The following is a 21,885-nucleotide window of genomic DNA, read 5'->3' on the forward strand; positions in this document are numbered from 1 at the left end:
TTAACTAGGCTCGAAGGCAACCTTGACTCTCAACGAGGAGTTTCGTGATGCCTGAGGCCGTGATCGTCTCCGCCGCCCGCTCCCCCATCGGCCGTGCGGGCAAGGGCTCGCTGAAGGACGTGCGGCCCGACGACCTGGTGGCGCGGATGATTCGCGCGGCACTGGACAAGGTGCCGCAGCTCGACCCCGCGCAGATCGACGACCTGATGCTCGGCTGCGGCCTGCCCGGCGGCGAGCAGGGCTTCAACATGGCGCGCGTCGTGTCCGTGCTGCTGGGCTACGACAACCTGCCCGGCACGACCGTGACCCGTTACTGCGCCTCGTCCCTGCAGACGACGCGCATGGCGCTGCACGCCATCAAGGCGGGCGAGGGCGACGTGTTCATCAGCGCCGGCGTCGAGACCGTGTCGCGGTTCGCCAAGGGCAGCTCCGACTCGTGGCCGGACACCCACAACCCGCTGTTCGGCGAGGCCGAGGCGCGCACGGCCTCCGTTGCCCAGACGGGCGCTTCGGAGTGGGTCGACCCGCGTTCGGTCGACGTCGTGCCGGACGTGTACATCCCGATGGGCCAGACCGCCGAGAACCTGGCTCTGCTCAAGGGGATCTCGCGCCAGGAGATGGACGAGTTCGGCGTCCGCTCGCAGAACCTCGCCGAGAAGGCCATCGCGGACGGCTTCTGGGCCCGCGAGATCACGCCGGTCACGCTGCCCGACGGCACCGTGGTCTCGTCCGACGACGGTCCGCGCGCCGGCGTCACCTACGAGGCCGTGTCCCAGCTGAAGCCGGTCTTCCGTCCCGACGGCCGCATCAACGCCGGCAACTGCTGCCCGCTCAACGACGGCGCCGCGGCCCTCGTGGTCATGTCCGACACGAAGGCCCGCGAACTCGGCATCACGCCGCTCGCCCGGATCGTGTCGACCGGCGTCTCCGGCCTCTCGCCCGAGATCATGGGCCTCGGCCCGGTCGAGGCCTCGAAGCGCGCGCTGGCGCTGGCCGGCCTGTCGGTCTCCGACATCGATCTGGTGGAGATCAACGAGGCGTTCGCCGCCCAGGTGATCCCGTCCTACCAGGACCTCGGAATCGACCTGGACCGGCTGAACGTGAACGGCGGCGCCATCGCGGTCGGTCACCCGTTCGGCATGACCGGTGCGCGCATCACCACGACCTTGATCAATTCGCTGCAGTTCCACGACAAGCAGTTCGGTCTCGAGACCATGTGCGTGGGCGGCGGCCAGGGCATGGCGATGGTCATCGAGCGCCTGAGCTGAGCTTTTGCTCAAGATCTGCAAATTGACGCTTGCAAGTAGCTCCGCTTCACCCGAACGGAGCTACTTGCCTGCCCCCTTTCTGCCGATGAGATGAAACATCGCGCAATGACGTCATCAGGCGAGGGGAAGTCCGTCCCTACCGATGAGCAAGGAGGGGTCGGACATGCCCTACGTGTGGTGGCAAAGCGAATATGACCTGCAATGTCATGCATTCCCCAGAGCCCAGGCCGATGGTTCGCGCAGCTTTTACGAGGCCGTCTGCGAGCATTCGGTGCCCGACGAACGGGTGTCGCGCGCGCAGGCGGGCGCGCTCTGCACGACCTGCCTGATCAAGGTGGGCACCGAACTGCCCGACGTCCGCTGGCGGGTCTAGACCCGTTTCATGCCAACACTCGCCGGTGCGCTCTCCACGAACCCGTGTCGTGCGTAGAGACGACGGCCAGGCGGGTCGGCCAGCAGGTTGACGTACGCGTTCGGCGAGTGCGCGGTGATTCGCTCCAGCAGCGCGCCGAGGATCGCGTCGCCGATGCCTTTGCGTTGATGCGCGGGCAGCACGGCCATGTCGATGATGTGGAAGTACCAGCCGCCGTCGCTGAGCACTCGTCCCATGCCGACGGTCTCGCCCGATTCCACGTGAATGACAATTGCGCTGGCCCATGCGCCGTTGACACCGCTTTCCGCTTCTTCGCGAGTTCGCGCACTCAGCCCGGATTCCTTGCGCAACCGCAGGTAGTCGTCGACCGATGGCGGTTCCATGACGAGCCGATATGCGGAGTCCACCGAATTCCCCCTCAGTTGTGCGCGTTGTTCGCACGATGACGATAGAGGGCGATTCGCGCTTCCTTGGTGTCGAGCTTCTGGAGCCCGTCGACGGCCCTGTCCGCCAACGACTCGTTCTCGTGGTCCAGATGCTCGACCAGGATCGGCAACGCCTCGGGCGAGCGGGCCTCACCGATCAGCGTGAGCAGCAGAACGCGCATGTTCCGCTCGTCCCCTTCACCCCTGAACGCCTCGATCAACTCGCCGAGGTGCTCCGCGGCGTGCCGCTGCAACAGGTAGAACCCGTCGTCCCTGTCCTGTCCGCTGCGACGCAGCAGGCGCATGCCCTCGTCGAACCTCTTCGTCATTTCCCATCCCCCCAGAACGCCGAAAGGGCGCCCCGCCGCAGCGGAACGCCCCTCCAGAACACCCGAAGCGTCAGTCCGAGTTGAAGTACGACAGCAGGCGCAGGATCTCGGTGTACAGCCACACGAGGGTGACGGTGAGACCGAACGCGATCTGCCACGCGTACTTGGCCGGCACGCCGGCCCGGATCGCCTGGTCCGCGGCGTCGAAGTCGATCAGGAAGCTGAACGCCGCGAGACCGATGCAGACGAGGCTGAAGATGATCGCGAGCGTGCCACCGTTGCGCAGGCCGAGGCCGCCGGCGGTGAAGAAGCTCATGATCAGGTTGAACAGCATGAGGACCGCGACGCCGATGATGGCGCCGGTGATCCACTTGGTGAACTTCGGCGTGACGCGGATCGCGCCCGTCTTGTAGACCACGAGCATGCCGGCGAAGACGCCGATCGTGCCGATGATGGCCTGACCGATGACCACGACGCCCTGGCCGGGGTTCTGGGTCCACCGGTCGATCATGCCGCCGATGATCCCGCTGAACGCGCCGAGGAAGACGCCCTCGACGGCCGCGTACGCGATGACGAGCGGCGGGCTCGGCACTCGCTTGAACGAGATGATCAGGCCCAGCACCAGGCCGATGATCGCGGCCGGGAAGAGCAGGACCCACGCCTGCATGAGGTAGGTGACGACCGCCGTGACGGCCACCACGGCGAGCGTGATGCCCGTCTTGGTGACGACGTCGTCGATCGTCATCGGCCGCTCGCTGGTCAGCGGCGGCGGGGCCTGTTGGTAGCCGGCCTGGTCCGGCTGACCGAAGCCTGCGTAGCCTCCGTACCCGCCGCCGGTCGGCAGGTTACGGAAAGCCGGGTTGCTGCTCGAGCGCACCTGGTCCTCCTGTGGCGTTGCTTTACGCCGTCACTGGGTTCAACGAGCACGCTCGGTGCCATGTTCCCCATCGGTAAAGGCGACTTTACCCCCGACGACGATCACACGTGCGCAAATACTGCGCCAACTCCAGAGCGTTATGCGCCTACGGCGTGTCGCGGCGTGTCTGACCCGAAGGACGTAAGGCCCGTCACATTCCAATCACGTTCACACGCTGAGTAGCGAGAGACTTCCTCCTCGTGGCGGCTTGTCCCCGGTCTGGGGGACCGACAGGCTCGCACGCGGGATCTACACAGGTCAGAGGGGATCACGATTCATCATGGGCTGGAAACGTCTGGCCGCCGTGGCGATGGTTTCGGGGCTCGCGCTCCTGACCGTTCCCGCGACGGCGTCAGCGGTCGGCGTCAAGGGCATCGGCCACAACGCGTCAGGGCTCCAGCCCAACGCCACACCGGGTAGCGAGTGGCACGGGTCATACATCTGGCAGGACAAGCAGGTGTGGTGCGTCCAGTACGCGCTGCCCGCGCCGGACAGCAACGTCGGTTACAAGGAAGGCGACGCGCTGCGCACCAAGGCGGGCAAGGACCTCGCCCCGGACGTCGCGGCGAACATCTCCTACCTGCTGCTGCGCTACTCGACGACCAAGTCGCCGGACGAGGCCGCCGCGCTCGCGCACCTGTTGCACAGCTGGACTTCGGCGCCCGACGGTGACGTGCGGTTCGACACGACCGACCCGAAGTACCTCGCCTACAACGCGCCCTTCTACGCCGAGCGGCTTCCGAAGTCCGTCATGGACACCGTCGCGCGCATCAAGACCGACGCCGAGGCCAACCGCGGCCCGTGGACGCTCACCGCGACCGCGCCGAAGGAACCGCTGATCATCGACACGGAGTCCACCTGGACGCTGTCACTGATCAAGGCCAACGAGAAGGGCGTCACGAACGCCCCGATCGACTTCACCCTGACCGACGCCAAGCTGGCCGACGGCAAGACCAGCGGCACGGCCACCACGGGCGCCGACGGCCAGCCGGCCACCGTCAAGGTCATCCCCACCGGCCCGAAGCCGTCCATCGCGGCCGTCGCGGACTCCCCCGCCGACAAGCCCGTCGTGCACTTCCCGATCCAGACCGAGAACATGCAGCGCATGGTCACGACCGGCGGCGAGAAGAAGCTGAACGCCGCCGCGAACGGCCAGGCCAAGACCGCGCCGGGCGTCGTGAAGATCACGAAGATCGACTCCGAGACCAAGAAGGCCATCGCCGGTGTCGCGTTGCGCGTCACGGCCAAGGACCAGACGGCCGCGGCGAAGAAGCAGGACGACACGGACCTGGTCGGCACGGACGGCAAGCCGCTGGTGCTGCAGACCGGCCCCGACGGCACGGTCGAGGTGCCGGACCTGCGCACCCCGCAGGAGATCTGCCTCGTCGAGGTGGCCGCTCCCAAGGGGTACGAGGAGTTCTTCGACCCGAAGGCGCCGCCTGCCTCGTGCGGCACGGTCGCGGCGGGTCAGACGCTCGCGCTGGAGCTGGTGAACAAGCCGAACAAGCCGGTCGTGCCCAGCACGATCCCCGCCGGCGCGGACGGTCAGACGCCGGTCGCGACCGCGTCGTTCGACACGCAGCTGCGTCCGGGCCTGATGCTGACGGTGGGTGGCCTGGTGCTGCTCGGCGCGGCGCTGGCAGGCTTCCTGGTGTGGCGCAGGCAGTGAGTTCCAGGGCTTTTCTGACCGGCACGCTGGTGGCGGGCATCGCCGCCGCCAGCGTGCTGGTCAGCACGTCCGAGACCGAGGTCCTCAAAGGACACGCGGTCGTGGACGAGATCCCGGTCGTCGGACCGGGACCGGTGGCGGACAGCCTGAGCACCGGCCGCGGTCCCGACCTCACCGGGTTGCTCGGCGGGGCGAACACGGCCAACGCCAGGCCGGTCGAACCCACCGCGCAACAGCAGCCCGCGCCGCCCAAGGCCGGTCCGGGTTCCGTGCGGCTGCCCTCGGGCGGCTCGGCCACGCTGGTGCGCAAGGAGGTCAAGGACGGCGTGCTGCCGGTGCCCGACGGCATCGGCGAGGCGACCTGGTGGGGCACCGAGCTCGCGGGTGCCGAGGGCGCGACGGTGCTGGCCGGGCACGTCGACTGGAAAGGCGCGAAGGGCCCGTTCGCGGAGCTGTGGCAGGCGCAGAACGGCCGTGAGGTCGTGATCGCCGACAGCGCGGGCAAGGAGTTCAAGTTCCGCATCAAGCAGATCGAGACCGTCCGCAAGGAAGAGCTGCCCGCACGCGCCGTCGAGTTCTTCGGCCCGCGTGGCCCGCACCGGCTGGTCCTGGTCACCTGCGGTGGCACCTGGGTGGGCGGTCAGCAGGGGTACGAGGCGAACAGAGTGGTCATCGCCGAACCCGTTGAGTGACCAATCGCGCACCTCGCGCAACCCGTTCGGGTAATCAGTCGTCTCCTAAGGTGTGAAGCGGTGGGGATGGTTGACCACGGGCCTGGCTCTGGGGCTGGTTCTGGCGATGGTGATGACCCTGGGGTCGCACAAGGAGCAGACACCTCAGGCGGACTCCGGCCCGTTGCCGATGGCACCCAGACTGCCCGCCCCCAAGGACGCGGGGCCGACGCCGACCGTGCCCGCGGCCACCCAGGAACAGATGCAGAAGCTGTCCTGGATGCACAAGCTCGCACCGGGTGAGAAGCCTCCGCAGTTCGTGCTCTTCTCTTTCGACGGCGCGGTGTCCAAGCAGCACTGGGACAAGATCCTGCCGATCGCGAAGGCCAAGAACGCGCACGTCACCGGCCTGCTGTCCGGCGTCTACATGCTGGCGGACCAGGACGGCAACCAGTACCAGCCGCCCGCCGGACTCAAGCGCGGCCTGTCCGACATCTCGTTCGGCGGCACCAGGCAGGACATCACCTCCCGGATCGGCTACCTGAACCAGGTGATCGCCGACGGCCACGAGATCGGCACGCACTACAACGGCCACTTCTGCTCGAACGGCTCCCAGCCGTCGGTCGACAAGTGGGACACGGCGGCCTGGAACGCGGAGCTCGACCAGTTCAGGCAGATCGTGGACAAGTCGCGCGCCGCCGGCCTCAACCTGCCCGCCGACGCAGTCCGAGGTGGACGGACGCCGTGCCTGGAAGGCAACTGGGACCAGGCTTTCCCCGCGATGGCCTCGCACGGGCTCGTCTACGACACCAGCAAGGTCGCGCTCGGCGTGCAGTGGCCGACCGTCCAGAACGGACTGTACGAGTTCCCGATGCCCGAGGTGCGCGTTCCCGGGCTGGCCAAGCAGGTCGTGATGATGGACTTCAACCTCTGGTACTCGCTCAACCAGGCCAAGGAACAGCCGGAGCGCGCGGCCGACTTCGCCCAGATCGTCCTCGAAACGTACAAGTCGGTGCACCAGGCCGCGTTGAACGGCAACCGCGCGCCGATCGTCGTCGGCAACCACTTCAACGAGTGGAACGGCAACGCGTTCTCGACGGCGATGGAGCAGTTCATGGAGTTCGTGTGCGACAAGCCGGAGACGGTGTGCGCCACCTACACCGAGGTGATCCAGTGGATGCAGCTGCAGGATCCGGCGGTGCTGGACCAGCTCCGCCGGATGCCCGCTGCGCGCAACTGAGCTGCTAGCCGTCGGTGGAGATGATCCGGTCGTCGTTCGCGCCGGGTGAGCCGTTGGCGTCCTGATTGGACGTTCCGAGCCACAGGGTGCCGTCCGGCGCCGTGGTCACCGCGCGCACGCGGCCGTAGCCCGTGAACACCGCCTGCGGAGTGCCGAGCGTGGTGCCGCTGACCGGGATCTTCCACACGCGCTTGCCGGTGACCGCGCCCACGTACAGGGAGTTCTTGTAGTAGGCGATGCCGGTCGGGCCGGCCTGGCTGGTGGACCACGTCTTGACGGGGTTCGTCATGCCGGCGGTGTTGCAGTTGCCCTCACACGTCGGCCAGCCGTAGTTCTTGCCGGCCTCGATCCGGTTGATCTCGTCGGTCGTGTTGTTGCCGAACTCCGTGGCGTACGCGGTGTTCCCGATCCAGGTGATGCCCTGGACGTTGCGGTGGCCGATCGAGTAGACCACGCTGCCGGCGCGAGGGTTGCCGGCAGCGGGCTGGCCCGCGGCGTCGAAGCGGAGGACCTTGCCGCCCAACGAGTTCCAGTTCTGCGCGTTGGCGGTGTTCTGGCCGTCGCCCGTGGTGGCCCACAGGAAGCCGTCCGGACCCCATTCGAGGCCGCCGCCGTTGTGGTAGCGGTTCTTGGGGATCCCGGTCACGATCGGCTGCGGCGTACCGCCGAGCTGCAGCTTGGCGACGCGGTTGTCGCTGGCCGTCGAGTAGTAGATGAAGACTGAGTTGTCGGTCGCGAAGCTCTTCGACACGGCGAGGCCGAGCAGGCCGCCCTCACCGCCGGTCGTCTGGGCCTGTTCCACCGTGTCCAGTTCGGTCACGGTGGTGCCCTTGATCTTCTTGATCTTCCGGGTGTCCCGCTCGGTGAAGATGCCGCTGCCGTCCGGCAGGAACTCGATGTCCCACGGGATGTCGAGCTTCGTGGCGAGTGTCCGTTCAGCCAGGACGGAGGGATCGTCCTGGGCCGAGGCGGGCATCACGCAGAGGGATGCGGCCACGGCAGTGCAGGCCGCCACGGCTGCGATACGACGAGCACGCATGTGCTCTCCTTCGGGTCCGCTCGTGAATTAGGCTGCGGCGGCGGTGTTGCAGGGCGTATTTACGCAATCACAGATCGAAGTGACCCGCAACAGTGGTCGGAGGTTCCGGTATTCCCGGCCGCCAGGTGGGCGAAACAAGACGATTTCCCTCCGATGACTTCAGGTAACTTCGTGGACGGTCTAGACCTTGACCGGCCGGAAGACATACCGTGTGAGTCGCCGCCGCGCCCCAACGGAAAGCGCTTGCCTGCCCAGTCGGGCAGATGAGCAGGACACCCGAGGAGTTGCGCCATGAACGTTGCCGTCACCACCACCGAGACCAAGCTCCCCGAGGTCAAGCGCGAGTGGGTCAAGCCCGACTTCCGCGACTTCGAGACCCCGATGGAGGTCACCGCCTACGCGGCTCGCAGCTGACGTCAGGCTTCGCGCCGGGGTTCCCAGCTGACGCCGGGGACCCCGGCTCCCGCGCGTCGTTCCTGGTAGACCTAGGAGTTTGCGTCCATGACTGCCGTCTCTCCCGCGGAGTTCGTCGCCGAGCTGCGCGCCCTCGCACCCCGGTACTGGGACAGCCACCCGTTCCACCTGCGCATGCACGCCGGCCAGCTGAGCAAGCACGAGCTGCAGGCGTGGGCCGCGAACCGCTGGTACTACCAGCGCTGCATCGCACAGAAGGACGCCGCGATCCTCTCGAACTGCCCGTCGCCGGAAATCCGCCGCCAGTGGCGTGAGCGGATCGTCTGGCACGACGGCACGCAGCCGGGCGAGGGCGGCGCGGAGAACTGGATCCGCCTCGCGGAAGCCGTGGGGCTGACGCGGGAAGAGGTGCTCGACGAACGGCACGTGCTGCCCGGCACGCGTTTCGCCGTCGACGCCTACGTGAACTTCGCGCGCACCAAGCCGTGGGTCGAGGCCATCGCCTCCGGCCTCACCGAGATGTTCTCGGGCGCGTTGATGCGCAAGCGCCTGGCGGCGTTGCGGGAGCAGTACCCGTGGATCGCCGAGGAGGGTTTCGCCTACTTCACCAACCGCATCCAGGCGGTCGCGGGCGAAGGACAGGCCACTGTGGACATCGTGGTCGCTCATTCGCTGACCCGCGAACAACAGTTGGCCGCCGTCGACGCGCTGTCGTTCAAGTGCGACGTGCTGCGGGCCGTGCTGGACGCCGTCGACTACTACTCGGGCAAGGGCAAGCCGTGACGACCGCCGTCGCGCTGGACGCCGTGCCGCGGATCCGGCGCGGCGTGAAGTGCACCTACGACCAGATCCGGGAGGCGCACGTCGTGCTGTTCCCCGAGGGCGTGCTGGTGCTGAACGAGACCGCGGCTTCCGTTGTGGCGCTTTGTGACGGCGTCCGATCCGTGGGAGACATCGCCGTCGTGCTGGCGGACGAGTACGAGGGTGTCGAGCCGGAGGACATCGCTTCGCTGGTCGCCAGGATGGTCGAACGAAGGGTGGTGGACGTCGATGGCTGAGGCGCCTTTCGGCCTGCTCGCCGAGCTGACACACCGGTGCCCGTTGCAGTGCGGCTACTGCTCGAACCCGCTGGAGCTGGTGCGACGCGACGCCGAGCTGTCGACCGAGGACTGGCGGCGGGTGTTCGACCAGGCCCGGTCGCTGGGCTGCCTGCAGATCCACCTGTCCGGCGGCGAACCGCTGCTGCGGCCGGACCTGCCCGAGCTGGTGGCGCACGCGAACAGCCTCGGCTGCTACGTCAACCTGGTCACGTCGGGAGTCGGCCTCTCGCGCGATCGGTTGCGGGAACTGGCTTCCCTCGGCGTCGACCACGTGCAGCTCTCCCTGCAGGACGCGACGAAGGAGGGCAACGACCGGATCGCGGGCATCAAGGCGTTCGACCGGAAGATCGAAGCCGCGGCCCACGTTCTCGACGAGGGCCTGCCGCTGACGGTCAACACCGTGCTGCACCGGCAGAACCTCGACAACATCGCCGGCATCATCGCGATGGCGGAGCAGATGGGTGCCGAGCGACTGGAGCTCGCCAACACCCAGTACTACGGCTGGGCGCTGCGCAACCGCGCGGTGCTGCTGCCCACGCGCGCCCAGCTCGCCGTCGCCGACCCGATCGTGGCCGCGGCGCAGGAACGTCTGCGGGGACGGATGGAGATCGTCTACGTCATCGCGGACTACCACGAGGCCCACCCGAAGCCCTGCATGTACGGGTGGGGCGCGCGGCAGCTCACGGTGGCACCGAATGGCGACGTGCTCCCCTGTCCCGCCGCCACGGTGATCTCGTCGCTGACGATCGAGAACGTGCGCGACTCCTCGTTGCACGAGATCTGGCACGACTCGCCGTCGTTCAACGCCTTCCGCGGGTTCGAGTGGATGCAGGACCCGTGCCGCTCGTGCCCGCGCAAGGAGATCGACTTCGGCGGGTGCCGCTGTCAGGCGTTCCAGCTGACCGGTGACGCCGCCGCGACCGATCCCGTGTGCTCCCTGTCGCCCGCGCGGTCCACTGTGGACCTGATCCTGGAGACCGAGATGGCGCCGGCCGAGGTGCCCGCGATGGCGATGAGGAAGATGCGGTGAAGGCGGTTCTGCTCGGCACGACGGCGGGTGGCGGTTTCCCGCAGTGGAACTGCGCGTGCGCCCTGTGCGTGCGCGCTCGTTCCGGCTCGTTGCCCTCACGATCCCAGGACTGCCTGGCGATCAGCGGCGACGGCACCGACTGGTGGCTGGTCAACGCCTCCCCGGACATCCGGACGCAGATCGCCGCGTGCTCGTTCCTGAACCCCGGCCCCGGCGCGCGCGACACCCCGTTGCGCGGGGCCCTGTTCACCGACGCGGAGCTCGACCACACCCTCGGGCTGCTGACGCTGCGCGGGGGCGCCGGCCTGACGGCGTGGGCTCCAGGCCCGGTCTTGCACGCGTTGCAGGACCAGTTCGACCTGCGCACGGTGATCGACGGCTATGCGCCGGTGGCGTGGCGTCAGGTCGAGGCCGACCAGTCGTTCTCGCTCGGCGGGCTGCGCGTGTCGGCGATCCCGATCAGCGGCAAGCGGCCGAAGTACGCCCGTTCGTCCACTGTGGATGGACATTGGGTGGTCGCGTACCGGTTCGAGGACCTCGTCTCCGGTGGCGTGCTGGTGTACGCGCCCTGCCTGGCGTCGTGGCCCTCCGGTTTCGACGAGGTGGTGGCCGAGGCCGACTGCGTGCTGCTGGACGGCACTTTCTACGCGGCCTCGGAGATGGGGTCGGCGACCGGCAGCTCGTCCGGCCAGGCCGCGATGGGGCATCTGCCGATCTCCGCGAGCCTGCCCGAGCTGCGACGATTCCCGTCCGTGCGCCGGCTCTACACGCACCTCAACAACACCAACCCGGTGCTCGACCCGTCGTCCCCGGAGTTCTCGAAGGTGCGGGAGGCCGGCGTCGAGGTTCCGTTGGACGGCACGGTGATCGAGCTGTAGATCGGCCACAATCACCGGATGTCCTACGTGATCGGTGGCCGGCCGCTGGCAGCGCGACTCGACGCGGAGATGCCGTCGTTCGTGCGGCAGGTGATCGCGTCGCTGGTCGAGCGCGTGCCCGCGTACGCCCAGCTGCCCGCGGAGGAGCTCGACGGCGACATCTACCGCGTCACCGAGCACGCCCTGCGCGCGTTCGCGGCCGTACTGGCTTCGGGCTCGTTGCCCTCGGCCGACGAACTGCGGTTCCTGCGCGAGTCGGCGGCGCGGCGGGCCGAGGAGGGCGTGCCGATCGACGTGGTGCTCACCGCGTACCACGTGGGCATCCAGGTCGTGTGGGAGACGCTGGTGCCCGAGGCGCGGCCGGAGGAGATCTCGGACGTGCTCGCGCTGAACGCGTTGGCGCTGCGGTACTTGCAGCTCGTGACGCCCGTGGTGAGTGCCGGGTACCTCGACGAGCGGCAGACGATGTTCGACGACGAACGCTCGGCGCGTGCCACGTTGCTGACCGGTCTGCTCTCCGGAACCGTGCAGGCGTCCGGGCCGTACGTCGTGCTGGCGCTGCACATACCGCCGCATCCGGACGAGCTGCTGGAGGGCGTGGACGCGGCGGTCGCCGGGCGGCGGAAGCTGCGCCGCCTGCGGACCGAGCTCGAACGGCACAGCCGCGAGCCGGTGCTGTCCTCGCTCACGCCTGATGGCGGTCTCGCGTTGCTGCCGGGTGAGGACCCGCCGCTGGAACGGATCTTCGCCGACGTGACCCGTTCGGCGGGGACACCGGTGACGGTGGCGGCGGTCGCGGCCTCACCCTCCGAGGTCGCGGCCGCCGCGGTCCTGGCGCGCGAGGTGCTGGCCGTCGCGGTGCGGTCGGGGCCGGGCCTCTACCGGCTCGCCGACGTGTTGCTGGAGTACCAGCTGTCCCGGCCGAGCGCGGCCCTCGGACCGCTCGCGTCGATCGTCGGGCCGCTGACCGAGGAACTCGTGCAGACGCTGGAGGTCTACCTGCGGCGCGGGTCGCGGCGGCCGGCTGCCTCGGAGCTGCACGTACATCCGAACACGGTGGACTACAGGTTGCGTCGAGTCGCGGAGCTGACCGGGCTGGATCCGACGCGGATCGAGCACGTCACGCTGCTCGCGGCGGCTCTGGCGGCGCGGAGGGCGCGCTGACGCAGGGGTACCCCCTGGCTGGGACCCCCTGCGTCACAACTTACGCAGCGGGTCCGACAAGATCCGTTGCCTTCGCCACCGCGGTGCCGAAGGCCTTCATGCCGGCCGCGTTCGGGTGCAGCGGCGCCGCGATCGTCGTCGGGATCAGGCCTTCCAGGTAGCGGTCCGCGGGCTTGGCGCACGTGTCGTGGCCGACGCTGACCGCGGCGAGGTCCACGTAGGTCGCGCCGCGCTTCTCCGCTTCGGCCTTGGCGGTGGTGCTGAGCAGGTTCACCGAGGCCTGCAGGTAGTCGCTGTCGCGCGCCCAGATCGGCTGGACCGGGTAGCAGCCGCCGGGACGGATGTAGGTGCCGTAGCCGGTGACGAGGATCTTGGCGTGCGGCGAACGGCGCTTGACCTCGTCGAGGGCGGCGCCGAACTCCGGTGCCCACTTCGCGATGTCCGCGGCCACCTTGTCCCCACCCGCCGTCAGCCGGTCCCTGCACGACAGGCCCACCGGCTCGGGCAGCAGGTTGATGCAGCCCAGCGCGGTCTGCACGAGGCCGACGTCGTTGCCGCCGATCGTGATCGACACCAGGTCGGTGGTGGGCTTGAGCGCGTCGTACTGCGGCTTGACGAACCCGAACTGGCGGCCCGCGAAGTCGTCGGTGGTGGCACCGGAGCAGGTGACGTCGGTGAGCCTCGCGCCGAGGAGCTTGGCCGCCACCTGCGGGTAGTTGTTGTTGCTGCTGCGCAGGCACCACAGCGCCGGGTCCTGGTTCGGGATCAGCGGACCGGCCGCCGCCGAGTCGCCCAGGGCCACGTAGTCGAGGGTGTCCGCCTGGGCGGTACTTGTTCCGGCGACCAACATCGCCACGACAGCCAACCCGGCCACGATTCGCATCCCGATCCTCCAACGCCGTTGTCAGGTCTGCTCATCGTGGTGGCTCAGGTCACTTGCGCGGGTGGGACGTTGCCCAGAGTCATCCGGTCGTGTTTGTGACCGATCACAATGGGCCCCGTGACTCCTGGGGAACTCCTCTCGTTGGCCGCGCAGTCCTGCGTGGACGCTGCCAAGCTGCTGCGCGACATGCGCGTCGACGTGTCGTCCAAGGGCACGTTCGACCAGGTCAGCACGGCCGATCTGGAGGTGGAGGCGTTCCTGCGGGCGGCCCTGGTCGCCGGTGCTCCCGGCTCGGCCGTGGTCGGCGAGGAGCTGGGCAGCTCGTCCGCCCCGCTCACCTGGTACGTCGATCCGATCGACGGCACGCGGAACTTCGTGCGCGGCATCCCTCTCTCGTGCATCTCCGTAGCCGCGGCGGTGGACGGCGTGCTGGTCGCGGGCTGCGTGCTCGACCCGTTCCGCGACGAGCTGTTCACGGCGGCCGTCGGCGTTCCGTTCCGCGTCACCTCCACGGGCCTCACGATCCCGCCCGGCACGAGCCCGCGGCCGCTCGTGCTGACCGACATCCCGTTGCCCGGCAGCCCGTACCAGGGCGAGATGGAGCTCCTGAACGACCTGCTGGGCATCGCGGACGTGCGCCGCGTCTACTCGACGGCCCTGTCGCTCGCTTGGGTCGCGACGGGCAGAGCGGACGCGGCGGCGAACATCGGCATCCACCCGTGGGACGTCGCGGCGGGCGCGGTGCTGGTCCGCGAGGCGGGCGGGGAGTTCCGCGAGATCGGCGTCAACGGGTTTGTCGCCGGACGGGGTGAGATCGTCGGCTGGCTGGCCGAACGAATGGAAGGCATCGTCTCGTGATCGATCTCAGCGGCAAGGTCGTGCTCGTCACCGGCACCGCCGGCGCCATCGGCAACGGCATCGCTCTCCGGTTCGCCGACGCGGGCGCCCGCGTCGTCCGCCACCGGGGCCTCGAGGACGGCGACCTGCGCACGTCGGCCCAGCGCGTGGTCGACGACGCCTTCGCGCGGCACGGCAGGCTGGACGCAGTGGTCAACAACGCGGGCATCCAACCCGTGGAACCGTTGCCCGACATGACTTCCGCGCAATGGCAGTCCGTCATGGACGCCAACCTGACGGCCCCGTTCGCCGTCACCCAGGCCGCCGTCGCGCACCTCCCGGCGGGCGGCTCGGTCACGCACATCGCGTCGATCGAGGGCACGCATCCGGCACCGGGCCACGCCCACTACGCCGTCTCGAAGGCCGGGCTGATCATGCACGCCCGAGCGGCCGCGCTGGAGTACGGACCGCGCGGGATCCGCGTCAACACGGTCTCGCCGGGCCTGATCGCACGGCCCGGTATCGAGGAGCAGTGGCCGGAGGGCGTAGCGCGCTGGCAGGCCGCCGCGCCACTCACCCGCCTCGGCACGCCGGAGGACATCGGCAACGCGTGCGTGTTCCTGGCCAGCGACCTCGCGACGTGGATCACCGGCCACGACCTCGTGGTGGACGGCGGAGTGACGGCCCGACCGACCTGGTGATTCCCGTCACAACATCGCAACCTCACGTGACCCTACGTAGCTACGCGTGCGCGTAGCCCAGTTCGTACAGGATCGACAGGGCACAAAGTCCCACTACTGCAGTTCCACTAATGGGTGACGATATCCCCAGGTCAGCAGCAGTAGGTAATCCGTCGAACACAGTGCGTATCAATAGGCTATGGAATGTCTCAACTCGGTCACATGTCAAATTTTGACTACCCCGAGTGATAACAGGCACGTCCCTTTCGTCGAAACCTCAACCAGTCGCACTGGACCAGAGGGGGACGGACGACATGACATCTGAAACGCCTGAGTTCCGACCGATTTCCCGCCGCACGCTGTTCGCCGCCGCACTCGGTGGTGTCGCGGTGGGCGTCGTCGGCAACAGCCTGTTCGCGGGAGCCGCCCATGCGGCGCCCAAGGCAGGCCGCAAGAAACTGCTGATCGGCAGCGTCGACCACCTCGGCAACGGGCTGCTGCAACTCGCCGACCCGAGCCTGACAGGCGAGCAGACGACCGTGGCCGTCAACGGCCAGCCGAACGGGATCGCGGGTTCGCCCGACGGCCTGAGCGCTTACGTGGGGACGGTCTTCGGGCCGGGACTGAGCGTGGTGGACGTCGACGGTGCCCGAGTCACGAACGAGGTCGCCGTGGGCGGGTTCGCCAACGACGTCGTCGTGTCGCCCGACGGCAAGTTCGTGTACGTCGCGACCGGGTCCAGCGGTGGCGGTGGTTCCCGCGGGCACGTGGCCGTGGTGGACGTCGCGACCGGCGAGGTGCGCGCGCTGATCAAGGCAGGTCTGCTGCCGCACACGCTGGCGCTGACGCCGGACGGCAAGCAGCTGTTCGTGGGGGACGAACGGGCCAAGGGCATCACGATCATCGACACCGCGAAGAACGCCGTGTCGGGTTCGTTCAAGACCGAGAAGTCGCCGTTGCAGCTCGCCATCGACCCCAAGGGCAAGAACCTGTACGTGGCGTCGTCGCGTGAGCTGATCACGTTCGACCTGCGCGGCGGGAAGTCCGGTTCGACCGAGCTCGAAGGCGTGCCCTGCGGGCTGGCCGTGCACCCGAACGGGACGTTCGCGGTGGTGAGCCTCTACACGGGCCGCGCCACCGACTCCCAGCTGGTGACGGTGAACATCAACTCCAACAAGGTCAGGACCAAGGAGGGCAACGGCAAGGCGAACGGTCCTCTGGCGATGAGCAAGGACGGTGGCCGCGCGTTCGTTCTGGACAAGAAGGGTCGCAAGACCACGTCCGCGGACACCTCCACCGGCAAGCCGGACAGCTCATTGACGACCCCCAACTCGAACACGCCGACCTGCGTCGCGTTCGTCGAGACCGCCTGAGCGCCGGAGGGAACCCGAGATGCCTTTCTCCATGTCCGTGAAGACCTTGGACTACACCCCTTCGTGGCCGACCTACCCCAGCCTCTGGATGGGCGGCTACTGCGGCGCTCCCCGCGGCAACCAGGGCGTGACCGACCGCAGGCTGCGCGCGCAGTGCGTCGTGATCGACGACGGCGCCGGCCCCAAGGTGATGCTCCGCGTCGACGTCGTGAGCATCCCCCGCTACGTCCACCAGGCGATCCGCACCGCCGTGCTGCCGTTGGTGGGCAACAACAACGGCCGCTTCCTGATCATCTGCAGCCACACTCACTCCGGCCCGATGATCGGCACGACGCGCCCCAGCCCGTACGTGATGATGGACCTCACGGCCGCGGACATCAGCGCGATCGAGGGCACGACCACGGTGTTCATCAACCAGATGATCGCCCTCGTGCAGCAGACCGTCGCGATGGCTCGCACGCCGGTCACCTTGTGGTACAAGGAAGGCAACGCGACGATCGGCTACAACCGTGCTGAGGAGCCCAACGTCCTCACCACGATCAGCGCGCTGATCGCCCGTCGCACCAGCGACAACGGCCTGCACACCGTCCTGTTCGGATACGCCTGCCACGCCGTGTCGCGCGGCAACGACAGGATCTTCTGCAGCGACTGGCCCGGTGCCGCCACCGACGTGATCAGCAACGCGCTGGGCGTCCAGGCGTTGTTCTTCCAGGGCGCCGCCGGCGACCAGGAACCCAACGACCCGCACTCCCCCAGCATGGCCACGAGCCTCGGCACCACGCTGGGCAACGCGGTCGTGTCGATGGTGAACTCGGGCGGCTGGAACGCGGTCAACGGCCCGGTCAGCACGTTCTACAACGAGATCCAGATCCCGCTGTCCGTCGACTTCGGCGACCCGGCCGCGGTGATCCGCGCCCGCAACTCCTACAACGACCGGCTCGACACGTTCCCGCCGGACGACTTCGCCTACCGCCACGCCGAGGTGATGATCGAGCAGATCCACGGCGACGGCCTGCCCAAGGTGTTCCCGATGCCCATCCAGCGCTGGAACCTGGGCGGCCTGAACATCCTCGCGATGTCGCACGAGGTCCTCTCGCAGTACGAGGTGACGCTGCAGAGCCAGACCCCGGGCTGGCTGTGGATCATGGCCTACGCCAACGAGACCGAGGGCTACGTCGCGGCCAACGGCGTCCTGCAGGCAGGCGAGGCGAAGCACTTCGGCTACGAGGCCGGCTGGACCGACGAGGACCAGCTGTCGGGACCCGGCTCGTGGACGACGTTCTACGCCTGGCCCGCACCGCTGAAGTTCTCCCCGAGCGGCGCCGCCGGACCGGGGACCACCGAGCGTCTGGTTCTCGACGCCTGCACCGCCATGCTGAACCTCTGAGGGGTGGAGTGAGACATGCCAGGACCCAGCACCACGTTGTCGGCCCGCTACGGCCTCGCTCCGGTCTATCCGTGCGACACCGCAGGCGACCTGTACCTGTTCGAACACTCGACGCCGGCCACCGGCACCTTCGTCTGGGGCGAGAGCTACCAGATCGGTGCAGGCTGGCAGGGCCGCGTGCTCGCCGGCCCGAGCGGGTGGACGTTCAGCATCACCACCGGCGGTGAGCTGAGACTGTTGCACTACAACGGAACCACGTGGGACAGCTTCAACGGCAACGAGTACCTCGTGCTCGCCCAGGGCTGGTCCTACACCGCGGCGAACACCCGCTACCGCATCTCGGTCGACGAGGACGGCGTCATCTACACCCTCGACGCCGCGGGCAACCTCAAGGCGCACTACTTCAACTTCACCACCCAGCAGTGGGCGGTGCAGGGCGCACTGCTGGCCACGGGCCTGACCCAGTACAACGCGATCGTCGCAACGAGCCGTGGCGTGGTCTACGCGCGCAACGCGGCCGGCGCGATGTACCGCTACTACATCAACTTCTGGTCCGGCCCGACCGCGACGTGGGTGACCCCGGCCTCCCCCGTCACGACGGGGTGGCAGAACCTGAAGAACTTCAGCTCGGCCGGCGGCGAGACGTTCTACGCCGTGAACCAGACCAACGGAAACCTGCTCTGGTACAGCTACAACCCGGTGACCAACGCGTGGAAGAACGCCAAGATCATCGGCAGCGGGTGGAACAACGAGCAGGACGTCGTCGTGCAGACCAACGCGTGCAGCCGGTTCCCGTGGGACACCGCCTGCAACTCGTTCGGGATGCAGGACGGCGGGGCCGTGATCACGCGCCTGAACCAGGTGAAGAAGAACTAGATCCGCTCGACTTGGGCCCGTCCTCGGCACTGCAGCCGGGGGCGGGCCTTTCGCGTGACCAAGACCACACCCCAGGCGCGCCACTCACCCGGCTCGGCGTCCTCCTGAACGCGTACCAAGATCAACTAGTGATTACTCTCCGCTCTTCCCCGGACACCGTTCGGAGGCGAGCGGATCTCGTTCAGACGTCGGCGAAACCACCGCCGAGAACGAGTGAAATGCCTGATCAAGCACCAGATTCTGGGGTGGATTCAGATGGTGCCCCCGACGGGATTCGAACCCGTACTGTGATCCTTTTAAGGGACCTGCCTCTACCGATTGGGCTACGGGGGCGCGGTGAGCCTAGGCCTTGATCGTCGGCTTGTGTGAGCCGATGGTCTTTTCTCGCCCGAGCGGCCCAGCGAATTGGACTAGAGCGAGCATCCGGCTAAGCGTCGAACGGTCCCGAACATCAGCGTGCCCTCCCCGCTCCGAGCAGCTCCTTGAAGCGCAGCGCCACCCAGTCGTGCACGGCCGCGGAGACGCTGTTGTCGCCCGCCCTGTGTTCGAACCAGCGCCAGTCGCAGTTGACGTTGATCTCCAGGAACACGTGGTCGCCGCTGCCGGTCACGAGCAGGTCGAACGCCGCCACCTGGACTCGCCAGTGGCGGGCCAGGGCGAAGAGCCTGTCCGAGAGGGACGCGGGGACCGAGGTCGGCGTGACGCGGACCGCGTCCGGGTCCACCCAGAGTTGGGCCGGGTCGAGTTTGTCGACCTGGTAGGCGATGCAGCGATCGCCCACGACGAACACGCGCAGCTCGGTGTCCGAGGGGACGTACTCCTGGACGATCACCGGTGCGGGTTCTGGGGCGTCTGAGGCCCTGGAGGTCTCGAGCGGGCGTGGGAACAGGCCGTGTTGCACGCCCGGGCGTGGTTCCAGGAGGTGTCGGCCCGCCGTTTTTACGATGCAGGCGCCGCCGCCTGGGCGGGTGCGGCCTGGACGGGTCGTGACGGCCGTGCGGGGCACGCGCAACCCGAAAGCAGAGGCGTCGGAAAGCTGCGTGAGACGGTCCAGGTGCGTCGAGAAGCGTGACGGGTTCACGTGAGCCCAGTCGGAGCGCGAGGACAGCCAGTTGGCCACTGAGGCCCATTGGTCGACGGCGTAGGCGCCGGCCAGGGTTCCCGGTTCGATCGGGATGGCGGAGAGTTCGAAGTGGCGGCGCCAGACCAGCAGGGGGCGCAGGAGCCAGCGGTCGAGTTCGACCAGGGGCTGGTCGGTGTAGACCGAGAGCGGGAGGTCGACGCAGCGGTCGGCGTCGATTCGGGCCATCCGGATACCGCGCTCTGCCAGTGCGATGGAGAGTTCGTTCATCTCCATGTCGGCGGCGCGGGCCAGGACGAGCACGCAGGGTTGCGGGTTGCCGTCGCCCTCGTCGACCATGCCGAGGCGGTGGACCTGTTCCTGGAAGTCCAGACACTTGGGCGGGGAGCGGAAGAGATATTCCTGGCCCTGGAGCAGAAGTGGTCTGGCAGCCTCGGACGGGGCACCTGGCACCCGCCCGTCAGCCGACCTGCTCAATCGTCCTTCTTGCTGCGGAAAACCTGCCCCGCCTGCGCGTACTCTGCGGCGTACTGCGCCAGCGCGGGGTCCTCGATCTCGCCACGACGAAGCTGTGCGGCCAGCTCCTCGAGAGACATCGGGATCACCTCTCTCCCCACATGGCGAATCACGCATTCAGGTGATGCACCAGCCGTAGTCTCCGAAACACGTAACGCAATGTCAAGGCGACCCTCGAAGCTTTACTCCGATTGGGCGCTTAAGTTCCGCCTGCAGTCCAGCGAAGTGCCCCGAACGAGGGGTCGTCCGGGGCACGACGTCACTCACAGAGAGTGAAGGTCAGCTTTGCACTGCGCGATCGAAGTCGGACTTCGGGTCGTTGATCTGGCCCAGAGCCACGACCTCGCGGCCGTAGAACAGCGCCTGCGTCCAGTCCATCAGCACGCGGAGCTTGCGGTTCACGGTCGGCATGAACGCGACGTGGTAGCTGCGGTGCATGAACCACGCCGGCACGCCCTTGAAGCGCAGGCCGAACACGTCCGCGACGCCCTTGTAGAGGCCGAGGCCCGCGACCGAGCCGAGGTACTTGTGGAAGTAGTCCTTCGGCTTCTGGCCGCGCAGCGACGCGACGATGTTCTTCGACAGCAGCTTCGACTGACGGATGGCGTGCTGCGCGTTCGGCACGCACGTCGCCGTCGGGTCCTCCTCGGTGCGCGAGAGGTCCGGCACCGCGGAGCAGTCACCGGCGGCCCACACGCCGTCGAGGCCCTGGACCTGCATGGCGGCGGTGCACCGGACGCGGCCGCGCTCGTCGAGCGGGAGGTCCGTGTTGCGCAGCACCGGGTTCGCCTTCATGCCGGCGGTCCAGATGATCGTGTCGGAGTCGAACTCGGTGCCGTCGTCGAGGATGACGTGGCCACCCTCGAGCGACTTCACGCGGGTGTCGAGGTAGATCTTGATGCCGCGCTTCTCCAGCGCCTCGACCGTCCAGGCGCCGAGCTTGGCGGACACCTCGGGCATGATGCGGCCCATCGCCTCGACGAGGACCCAGTTCATCTCTTCGGGCTTCAAGCCCTCGTAGTACCGAAGCGCATACCGCGTCATGTCCTCAAGCTCGGCGAGCGTCTCGATGCCCGCGAAGCCACCACCGATGACGACGAAGCTGAGCAGCTTCTTGCGCAGTTCCGCGTTGTTCGTGCTCGCTGCCTGGTCCAGGCGCGACAGCACGTGGTTGCGGACGTAGATCGCCTCGCCGATCGTCTTCATGCCGATGCCGACCTCGGCCAGGCCGGGGATCGGAAGCGTGCGTGAGATCGCACCCAGCGCGGAGACGAGCACGTCGTACTCGATCTCCTCGACGTGGCCGTCCGACAGTTCGGCGGTCACGATCTTGCGCGCGTGCTCGATCCTGGTGACGCGGCCGGTGACGACGTGGCAGCGCTTGAGCACCTTGCGCAGTGGAGCGACGACGTGGCGCGGCTCGATCGAGCCGGCCGCCGCCTCAGGCAGGAAGGGCTGGTAGGTCATGTGCGGCTGCGGGTCGATTACCGTCACGGACGCCTCACCGGAGCGCAGTTTCTTCTGCAGTCCGAGAGCCGTGTACATCCCGACGTACCCACCGCCGACAATGACGATTCGTGTGGGTTGCGACTTCACAGCAGCCATACACATATGGTCGCACCAGGACCCCCTTTTTCGCGCGTCTGAAGGGGCTGTTGTGACTACCGTCGCGCGGTGACGCCGGACACGATCGCGGCTGACCTGCGACTTGAGTCAAAGTTGAGGCGTTCTCCCTG

The 21,885-nt window shown here is 68.0% G+C and carries 24 protein-coding genes and 1 tRNA gene; 16 read left to right on the forward strand and 9 right to left on the reverse strand.

The genetic code is table 11. The annotated features are described in order from the left end of the window. Positions 1-47: 47 nt before the first annotated feature. Positions 48-1,268 (forward strand): acetyl-CoA C-acetyltransferase, encoded by a 1,221-nt coding sequence (locus ACH413_RS23160; RefSeq protein ID WP_360037993.1) that lies wholly within the window; start codon positions 48-50, stop codon positions 1,266-1,268. 163 nt (positions 1,269-1,431) lie between these two features. Continuing rightward, positions 1,432-1,641, forward strand: a complete 210-nt coding sequence (locus ACH413_RS23165; RefSeq protein WP_360037996.1) for a hypothetical protein — start codon at positions 1,432-1,434, stop codon at positions 1,639-1,641. Here the strand turns inward: ACH413_RS23165 and ACH413_RS23170 are convergent. The 3 genes from ACH413_RS23170 to ACH413_RS23180 all read right to left on the reverse strand — a co-directional run bounded on the left by ACH413_RS23170 (position 1,638) and on the right by ACH413_RS23180 (position 3,272). Further along, positions 1,638-2,048: a GNAT family N-acetyltransferase gene (locus tag ACH413_RS23170; RefSeq protein ID WP_396425141.1), complete on the reverse strand. Its 411-nt coding sequence runs from the start codon at positions 2,046-2,048 to the stop codon at positions 1,638-1,640. The two genes, ACH413_RS23165 and ACH413_RS23170, sit on opposite strands and share 4 nt — an antisense overlap. A gap of 11 nt (positions 2,049-2,059) precedes the next feature. Next, positions 2,060-2,395 carry a HEAT repeat domain-containing protein gene (locus ACH413_RS23175; RefSeq protein ID WP_360038002.1) on the reverse strand — a complete coding sequence of 112 codons (336 nt, stop codon included), beginning with the start codon at positions 2,393-2,395 and terminating at the stop codon, positions 2,060-2,062. A 70-nt stretch (positions 2,396-2,465) separates the two neighbouring features. After that, positions 2,466-3,272 carry a Bax inhibitor-1/YccA family protein gene (locus tag ACH413_RS23180; protein WP_360038005.1) on the reverse strand — a complete coding sequence of 269 codons (807 nt, stop codon included), beginning with the start codon at positions 3,270-3,272 and terminating at the stop codon, positions 2,466-2,468. A gap of 319 nt (positions 3,273-3,591) precedes the next feature. On the opposite strand from ACH413_RS23180, the gene ACH413_RS23185 reads away from it, so the two are divergent. From ACH413_RS23185 to ACH413_RS23195, 3 genes are all read left to right on the forward strand, one after another. Then, complete coding sequence (locus ACH413_RS23185) at positions 3,592-4,980, forward strand: SpaA isopeptide-forming pilin-related protein (protein ID WP_360038008.1); 1,389 nt, start codon at positions 3,592-3,594, stop codon at positions 4,978-4,980. Further along, on the forward strand, positions 4,965-5,672 hold the full coding sequence (locus tag ACH413_RS23190; protein ID WP_360038011.1) for a class F sortase: 708 nt from the start codon (positions 4,965-4,967) through the stop codon (positions 5,670-5,672). Before ACH413_RS23185 ends, ACH413_RS23190 begins: the two co-directional genes overlap by 16 nt. Before the next feature lie 70 nt (positions 5,673-5,742). Beyond that, positions 5,743-6,891, forward strand: a complete 1,149-nt coding sequence (locus ACH413_RS23195) for a polysaccharide deacetylase (RefSeq protein WP_360038013.1) — start codon at positions 5,743-5,745, stop codon at positions 6,889-6,891. A gap of 4 nt (positions 6,892-6,895) precedes the next feature. Here ACH413_RS23195 and ACH413_RS23200 read toward each other — a convergent pair whose 3' ends face one another. Further along, positions 6,896-7,930: a PQQ-dependent sugar dehydrogenase gene (locus ACH413_RS23200; RefSeq protein ID WP_360038016.1), complete on the reverse strand. Its 1,035-nt coding sequence runs from the start codon at positions 7,928-7,930 to the stop codon at positions 6,896-6,898. A gap of 291 nt (positions 7,931-8,221) precedes the next feature. On the opposite strand from ACH413_RS23200, the gene pqqA reads away from it, so the two are divergent. The 6 genes from pqqA to ACH413_RS23230 all read left to right on the forward strand — a co-directional run bounded on the left by pqqA (position 8,222) and on the right by ACH413_RS23230 (position 12,516). After that, a complete protein-coding gene (pqqA, locus tag ACH413_RS23205) occupies positions 8,222-8,344 on the forward strand; it encodes a pyrroloquinoline quinone precursor peptide PqqA (RefSeq protein ID WP_166045134.1) in 123 nt (40 codons plus the stop codon). An 87-nt stretch (positions 8,345-8,431) separates the two neighbouring features. Then, positions 8,432-9,127 (forward strand): pyrroloquinoline-quinone synthase PqqC, encoded by a 696-nt coding sequence (gene pqqC, locus ACH413_RS23210; RefSeq protein ID WP_360038019.1) that lies wholly within the window; start codon positions 8,432-8,434, stop codon positions 9,125-9,127. Then, positions 9,124-9,402 carry a pyrroloquinoline quinone biosynthesis peptide chaperone PqqD gene (gene pqqD / locus ACH413_RS23215; RefSeq protein WP_360038022.1) on the forward strand — a complete coding sequence of 93 codons (279 nt, stop codon included), beginning with the start codon at positions 9,124-9,126 and terminating at the stop codon, positions 9,400-9,402. Before pqqC ends, pqqD begins: the two co-directional genes overlap by 4 nt. Beyond that, entirely contained in the window at positions 9,395-10,474 is a 1,080-nt protein-coding gene (pqqE, locus tag ACH413_RS23220) for a pyrroloquinoline quinone biosynthesis protein PqqE (protein WP_360038025.1), read from the forward strand. The genes pqqD and pqqE overlap by 8 nt, the downstream gene beginning before the upstream one ends. Next, positions 10,471-11,352 carry a pyrroloquinoline quinone biosynthesis protein PqqB gene (pqqB, locus tag ACH413_RS23225; protein WP_360038028.1) on the forward strand — a complete coding sequence of 294 codons (882 nt, stop codon included), beginning with the start codon at positions 10,471-10,473 and terminating at the stop codon, positions 11,350-11,352. Before pqqE ends, pqqB begins: the two co-directional genes overlap by 4 nt. 18 nt (positions 11,353-11,370) lie before the next feature. After that, complete coding sequence (locus ACH413_RS23230; protein ID WP_360038031.1) at positions 11,371-12,516, forward strand: helix-turn-helix domain-containing protein; 1,146 nt, start codon at positions 11,371-11,373, stop codon at positions 12,514-12,516. Between the two features lie 40 nt (positions 12,517-12,556). On the opposite strand, the gene ACH413_RS23235 is transcribed toward ACH413_RS23230, so the two are convergent. Beyond that, positions 12,557-13,399, reverse strand: a complete 843-nt coding sequence (locus ACH413_RS23235) for an SGNH/GDSL hydrolase family protein (RefSeq protein ID WP_360038034.1) — start codon at positions 13,397-13,399, stop codon at positions 12,557-12,559. A 117-nt stretch (positions 13,400-13,516) separates the two neighbouring features. Here ACH413_RS23235 and ACH413_RS23240 point away from each other — a divergent pair, with 117 nt between their 5' ends. From ACH413_RS23240 to ACH413_RS23260, 5 genes are all read left to right on the forward strand, one after another. Continuing rightward, the gene (locus ACH413_RS23240) at positions 13,517-14,257 is read left to right on the forward strand and encodes an inositol monophosphatase family protein (RefSeq protein ID WP_360038037.1); all 741 of its coding nucleotides are present in this window, start codon (positions 13,517-13,519) and stop codon (positions 14,255-14,257) included. Then, positions 14,254-14,937 (forward strand): SDR family NAD(P)-dependent oxidoreductase, encoded by a 684-nt coding sequence (locus ACH413_RS23245; protein ID WP_360038040.1) that lies wholly within the window; start codon positions 14,254-14,256, stop codon positions 14,935-14,937. The genes ACH413_RS23240 and ACH413_RS23245 overlap by 4 nt, the downstream gene beginning before the upstream one ends. A 293-nt stretch (positions 14,938-15,230) precedes the next feature. Then, positions 15,231-16,289: a YncE family protein gene (locus ACH413_RS23250; RefSeq protein WP_360038043.1), complete on the forward strand. Its 1,059-nt coding sequence runs from the start codon at positions 15,231-15,233 to the stop codon at positions 16,287-16,289. A 19-nt stretch (positions 16,290-16,308) separates the two neighbouring features. Then, on the forward strand, positions 16,309-17,676 hold the full coding sequence (locus ACH413_RS23255; protein WP_360038046.1) for a hypothetical protein: 1,368 nt from the start codon (positions 16,309-16,311) through the stop codon (positions 17,674-17,676). Between the two features lie 15 nt (positions 17,677-17,691). Next, positions 17,692-18,552: a tachylectin-related carbohydrate-binding protein gene (locus ACH413_RS23260; RefSeq protein WP_360038049.1), complete on the forward strand. Its 861-nt coding sequence runs from the start codon at positions 17,692-17,694 to the stop codon at positions 18,550-18,552. Positions 18,553-18,808: 256 nt separating this feature from the next. On the opposite strand, the gene ACH413_RS23265 is transcribed toward ACH413_RS23260, so the two are convergent. The 4 genes from ACH413_RS23265 to ACH413_RS23280 all read right to left on the reverse strand — a co-directional run bounded on the left by ACH413_RS23265 (position 18,809) and on the right by ACH413_RS23280 (position 21,754). Next, positions 18,809-18,885, reverse strand: a tRNA-Leu gene (locus ACH413_RS23265). A gap of 118 nt (positions 18,886-19,003) precedes the next feature. Then, complete coding sequence (locus ACH413_RS23270) at positions 19,004-20,110, reverse strand: hypothetical protein (RefSeq protein ID WP_360038052.1); 1,107 nt, start codon at positions 20,108-20,110, stop codon at positions 19,004-19,006. Beyond that, a complete protein-coding gene (locus ACH413_RS23275) occupies positions 20,107-20,229 on the reverse strand; it encodes a hypothetical protein (RefSeq protein WP_256238980.1) in 123 nt (40 codons plus the stop codon). The genes ACH413_RS23270 and ACH413_RS23275 overlap by 4 nt, the downstream gene beginning before the upstream one ends. A 199-nt stretch (positions 20,230-20,428) precedes the next feature. Further along, the gene (locus tag ACH413_RS23280; protein ID WP_360038055.1) at positions 20,429-21,754 is read right to left on the reverse strand and encodes an NAD(P)/FAD-dependent oxidoreductase; all 1,326 of its coding nucleotides are present in this window, start codon (positions 21,752-21,754) and stop codon (positions 20,429-20,431) included. Positions 21,755-21,885 lie beyond the last annotated feature (131 nt).

Source organism: Lentzea sp. NPDC020367 (assembly GCF_044387305.1).
In the GTDB taxonomy this organism is placed as follows: domain Bacteria; phylum Actinomycetota; class Actinomycetes; order Mycobacteriales; family Pseudonocardiaceae; genus Lentzea.

Bases quoted from the DNA above. Each gene is read 5' to 3' on its own strand.
- ACH413_RS23160 (WP_360037993.1), top strand. From the start codon at position 48: ATGCCTGAGGCCGTGATCGTCTCCGCCGCCCGCTCCCCCATCGGCCGT.
- ACH413_RS23165 (WP_360037996.1), top strand. From the start codon at position 1,432: ATGCCCTACGTGTGGTGGCAAAGCGAATATGACCTGCAATGTCATGCA.
- ACH413_RS23175 (WP_360038002.1), bottom strand. From the start codon at position 2,395: ATGACGAAGAGGTTCGACGAGGGCATGCGCCTGCTGCGTCGCAGCGGA.
- ACH413_RS23185 (WP_360038008.1), top strand. From the start codon at position 3,592: ATGGGCTGGAAACGTCTGGCCGCCGTGGCGATGGTTTCGGGGCTCGCG.
- ACH413_RS23200 (WP_360038016.1), bottom strand. From the start codon at position 7,930: ATGCGTGCTCGTCGTATCGCAGCCGTGGCGGCCTGCACTGCCGTGGCC.
- pqqA (WP_166045134.1), top strand. From the start codon at position 8,222: ATGAACGTTGCCGTCACCACCACCGAGACCAAGCTCCCCGAGGTCAAG.
- pqqC (WP_360038019.1), top strand. From the start codon at position 8,432: ATGACTGCCGTCTCTCCCGCGGAGTTCGTCGCCGAGCTGCGCGCCCTC.
- pqqE (WP_360038025.1), top strand. From the start codon at position 9,395: ATGGCTGAGGCGCCTTTCGGCCTGCTCGCCGAGCTGACACACCGGTGC.
- ACH413_RS23230 (WP_360038031.1), top strand. From the start codon at position 11,371: ATGTCCTACGTGATCGGTGGCCGGCCGCTGGCAGCGCGACTCGACGCG.
- ACH413_RS23235 (WP_360038034.1), bottom strand. From the start codon at position 13,399: ATGCGAATCGTGGCCGGGTTGGCTGTCGTGGCGATGTTGGTCGCCGGA.
- ACH413_RS23250 (WP_360038043.1), top strand. From the start codon at position 15,231: ATGACATCTGAAACGCCTGAGTTCCGACCGATTTCCCGCCGCACGCTG.
- ACH413_RS23255 (WP_360038046.1), top strand. From the start codon at position 16,309: ATGCCTTTCTCCATGTCCGTGAAGACCTTGGACTACACCCCTTCGTGG.
- ACH413_RS23260 (WP_360038049.1), top strand. From the start codon at position 17,692: ATGCCAGGACCCAGCACCACGTTGTCGGCCCGCTACGGCCTCGCTCCG.
- ACH413_RS23275 (WP_256238980.1), bottom strand. From the start codon at position 20,229: ATGTCTCTCGAGGAGCTGGCCGCACAGCTTCGTCGTGGCGAGATCGAG.
- ACH413_RS23280 (WP_360038055.1), bottom strand. From the start codon at position 21,754: ATGGCTGCTGTGAAGTCGCAACCCACACGAATCGTCATTGTCGGCGGT.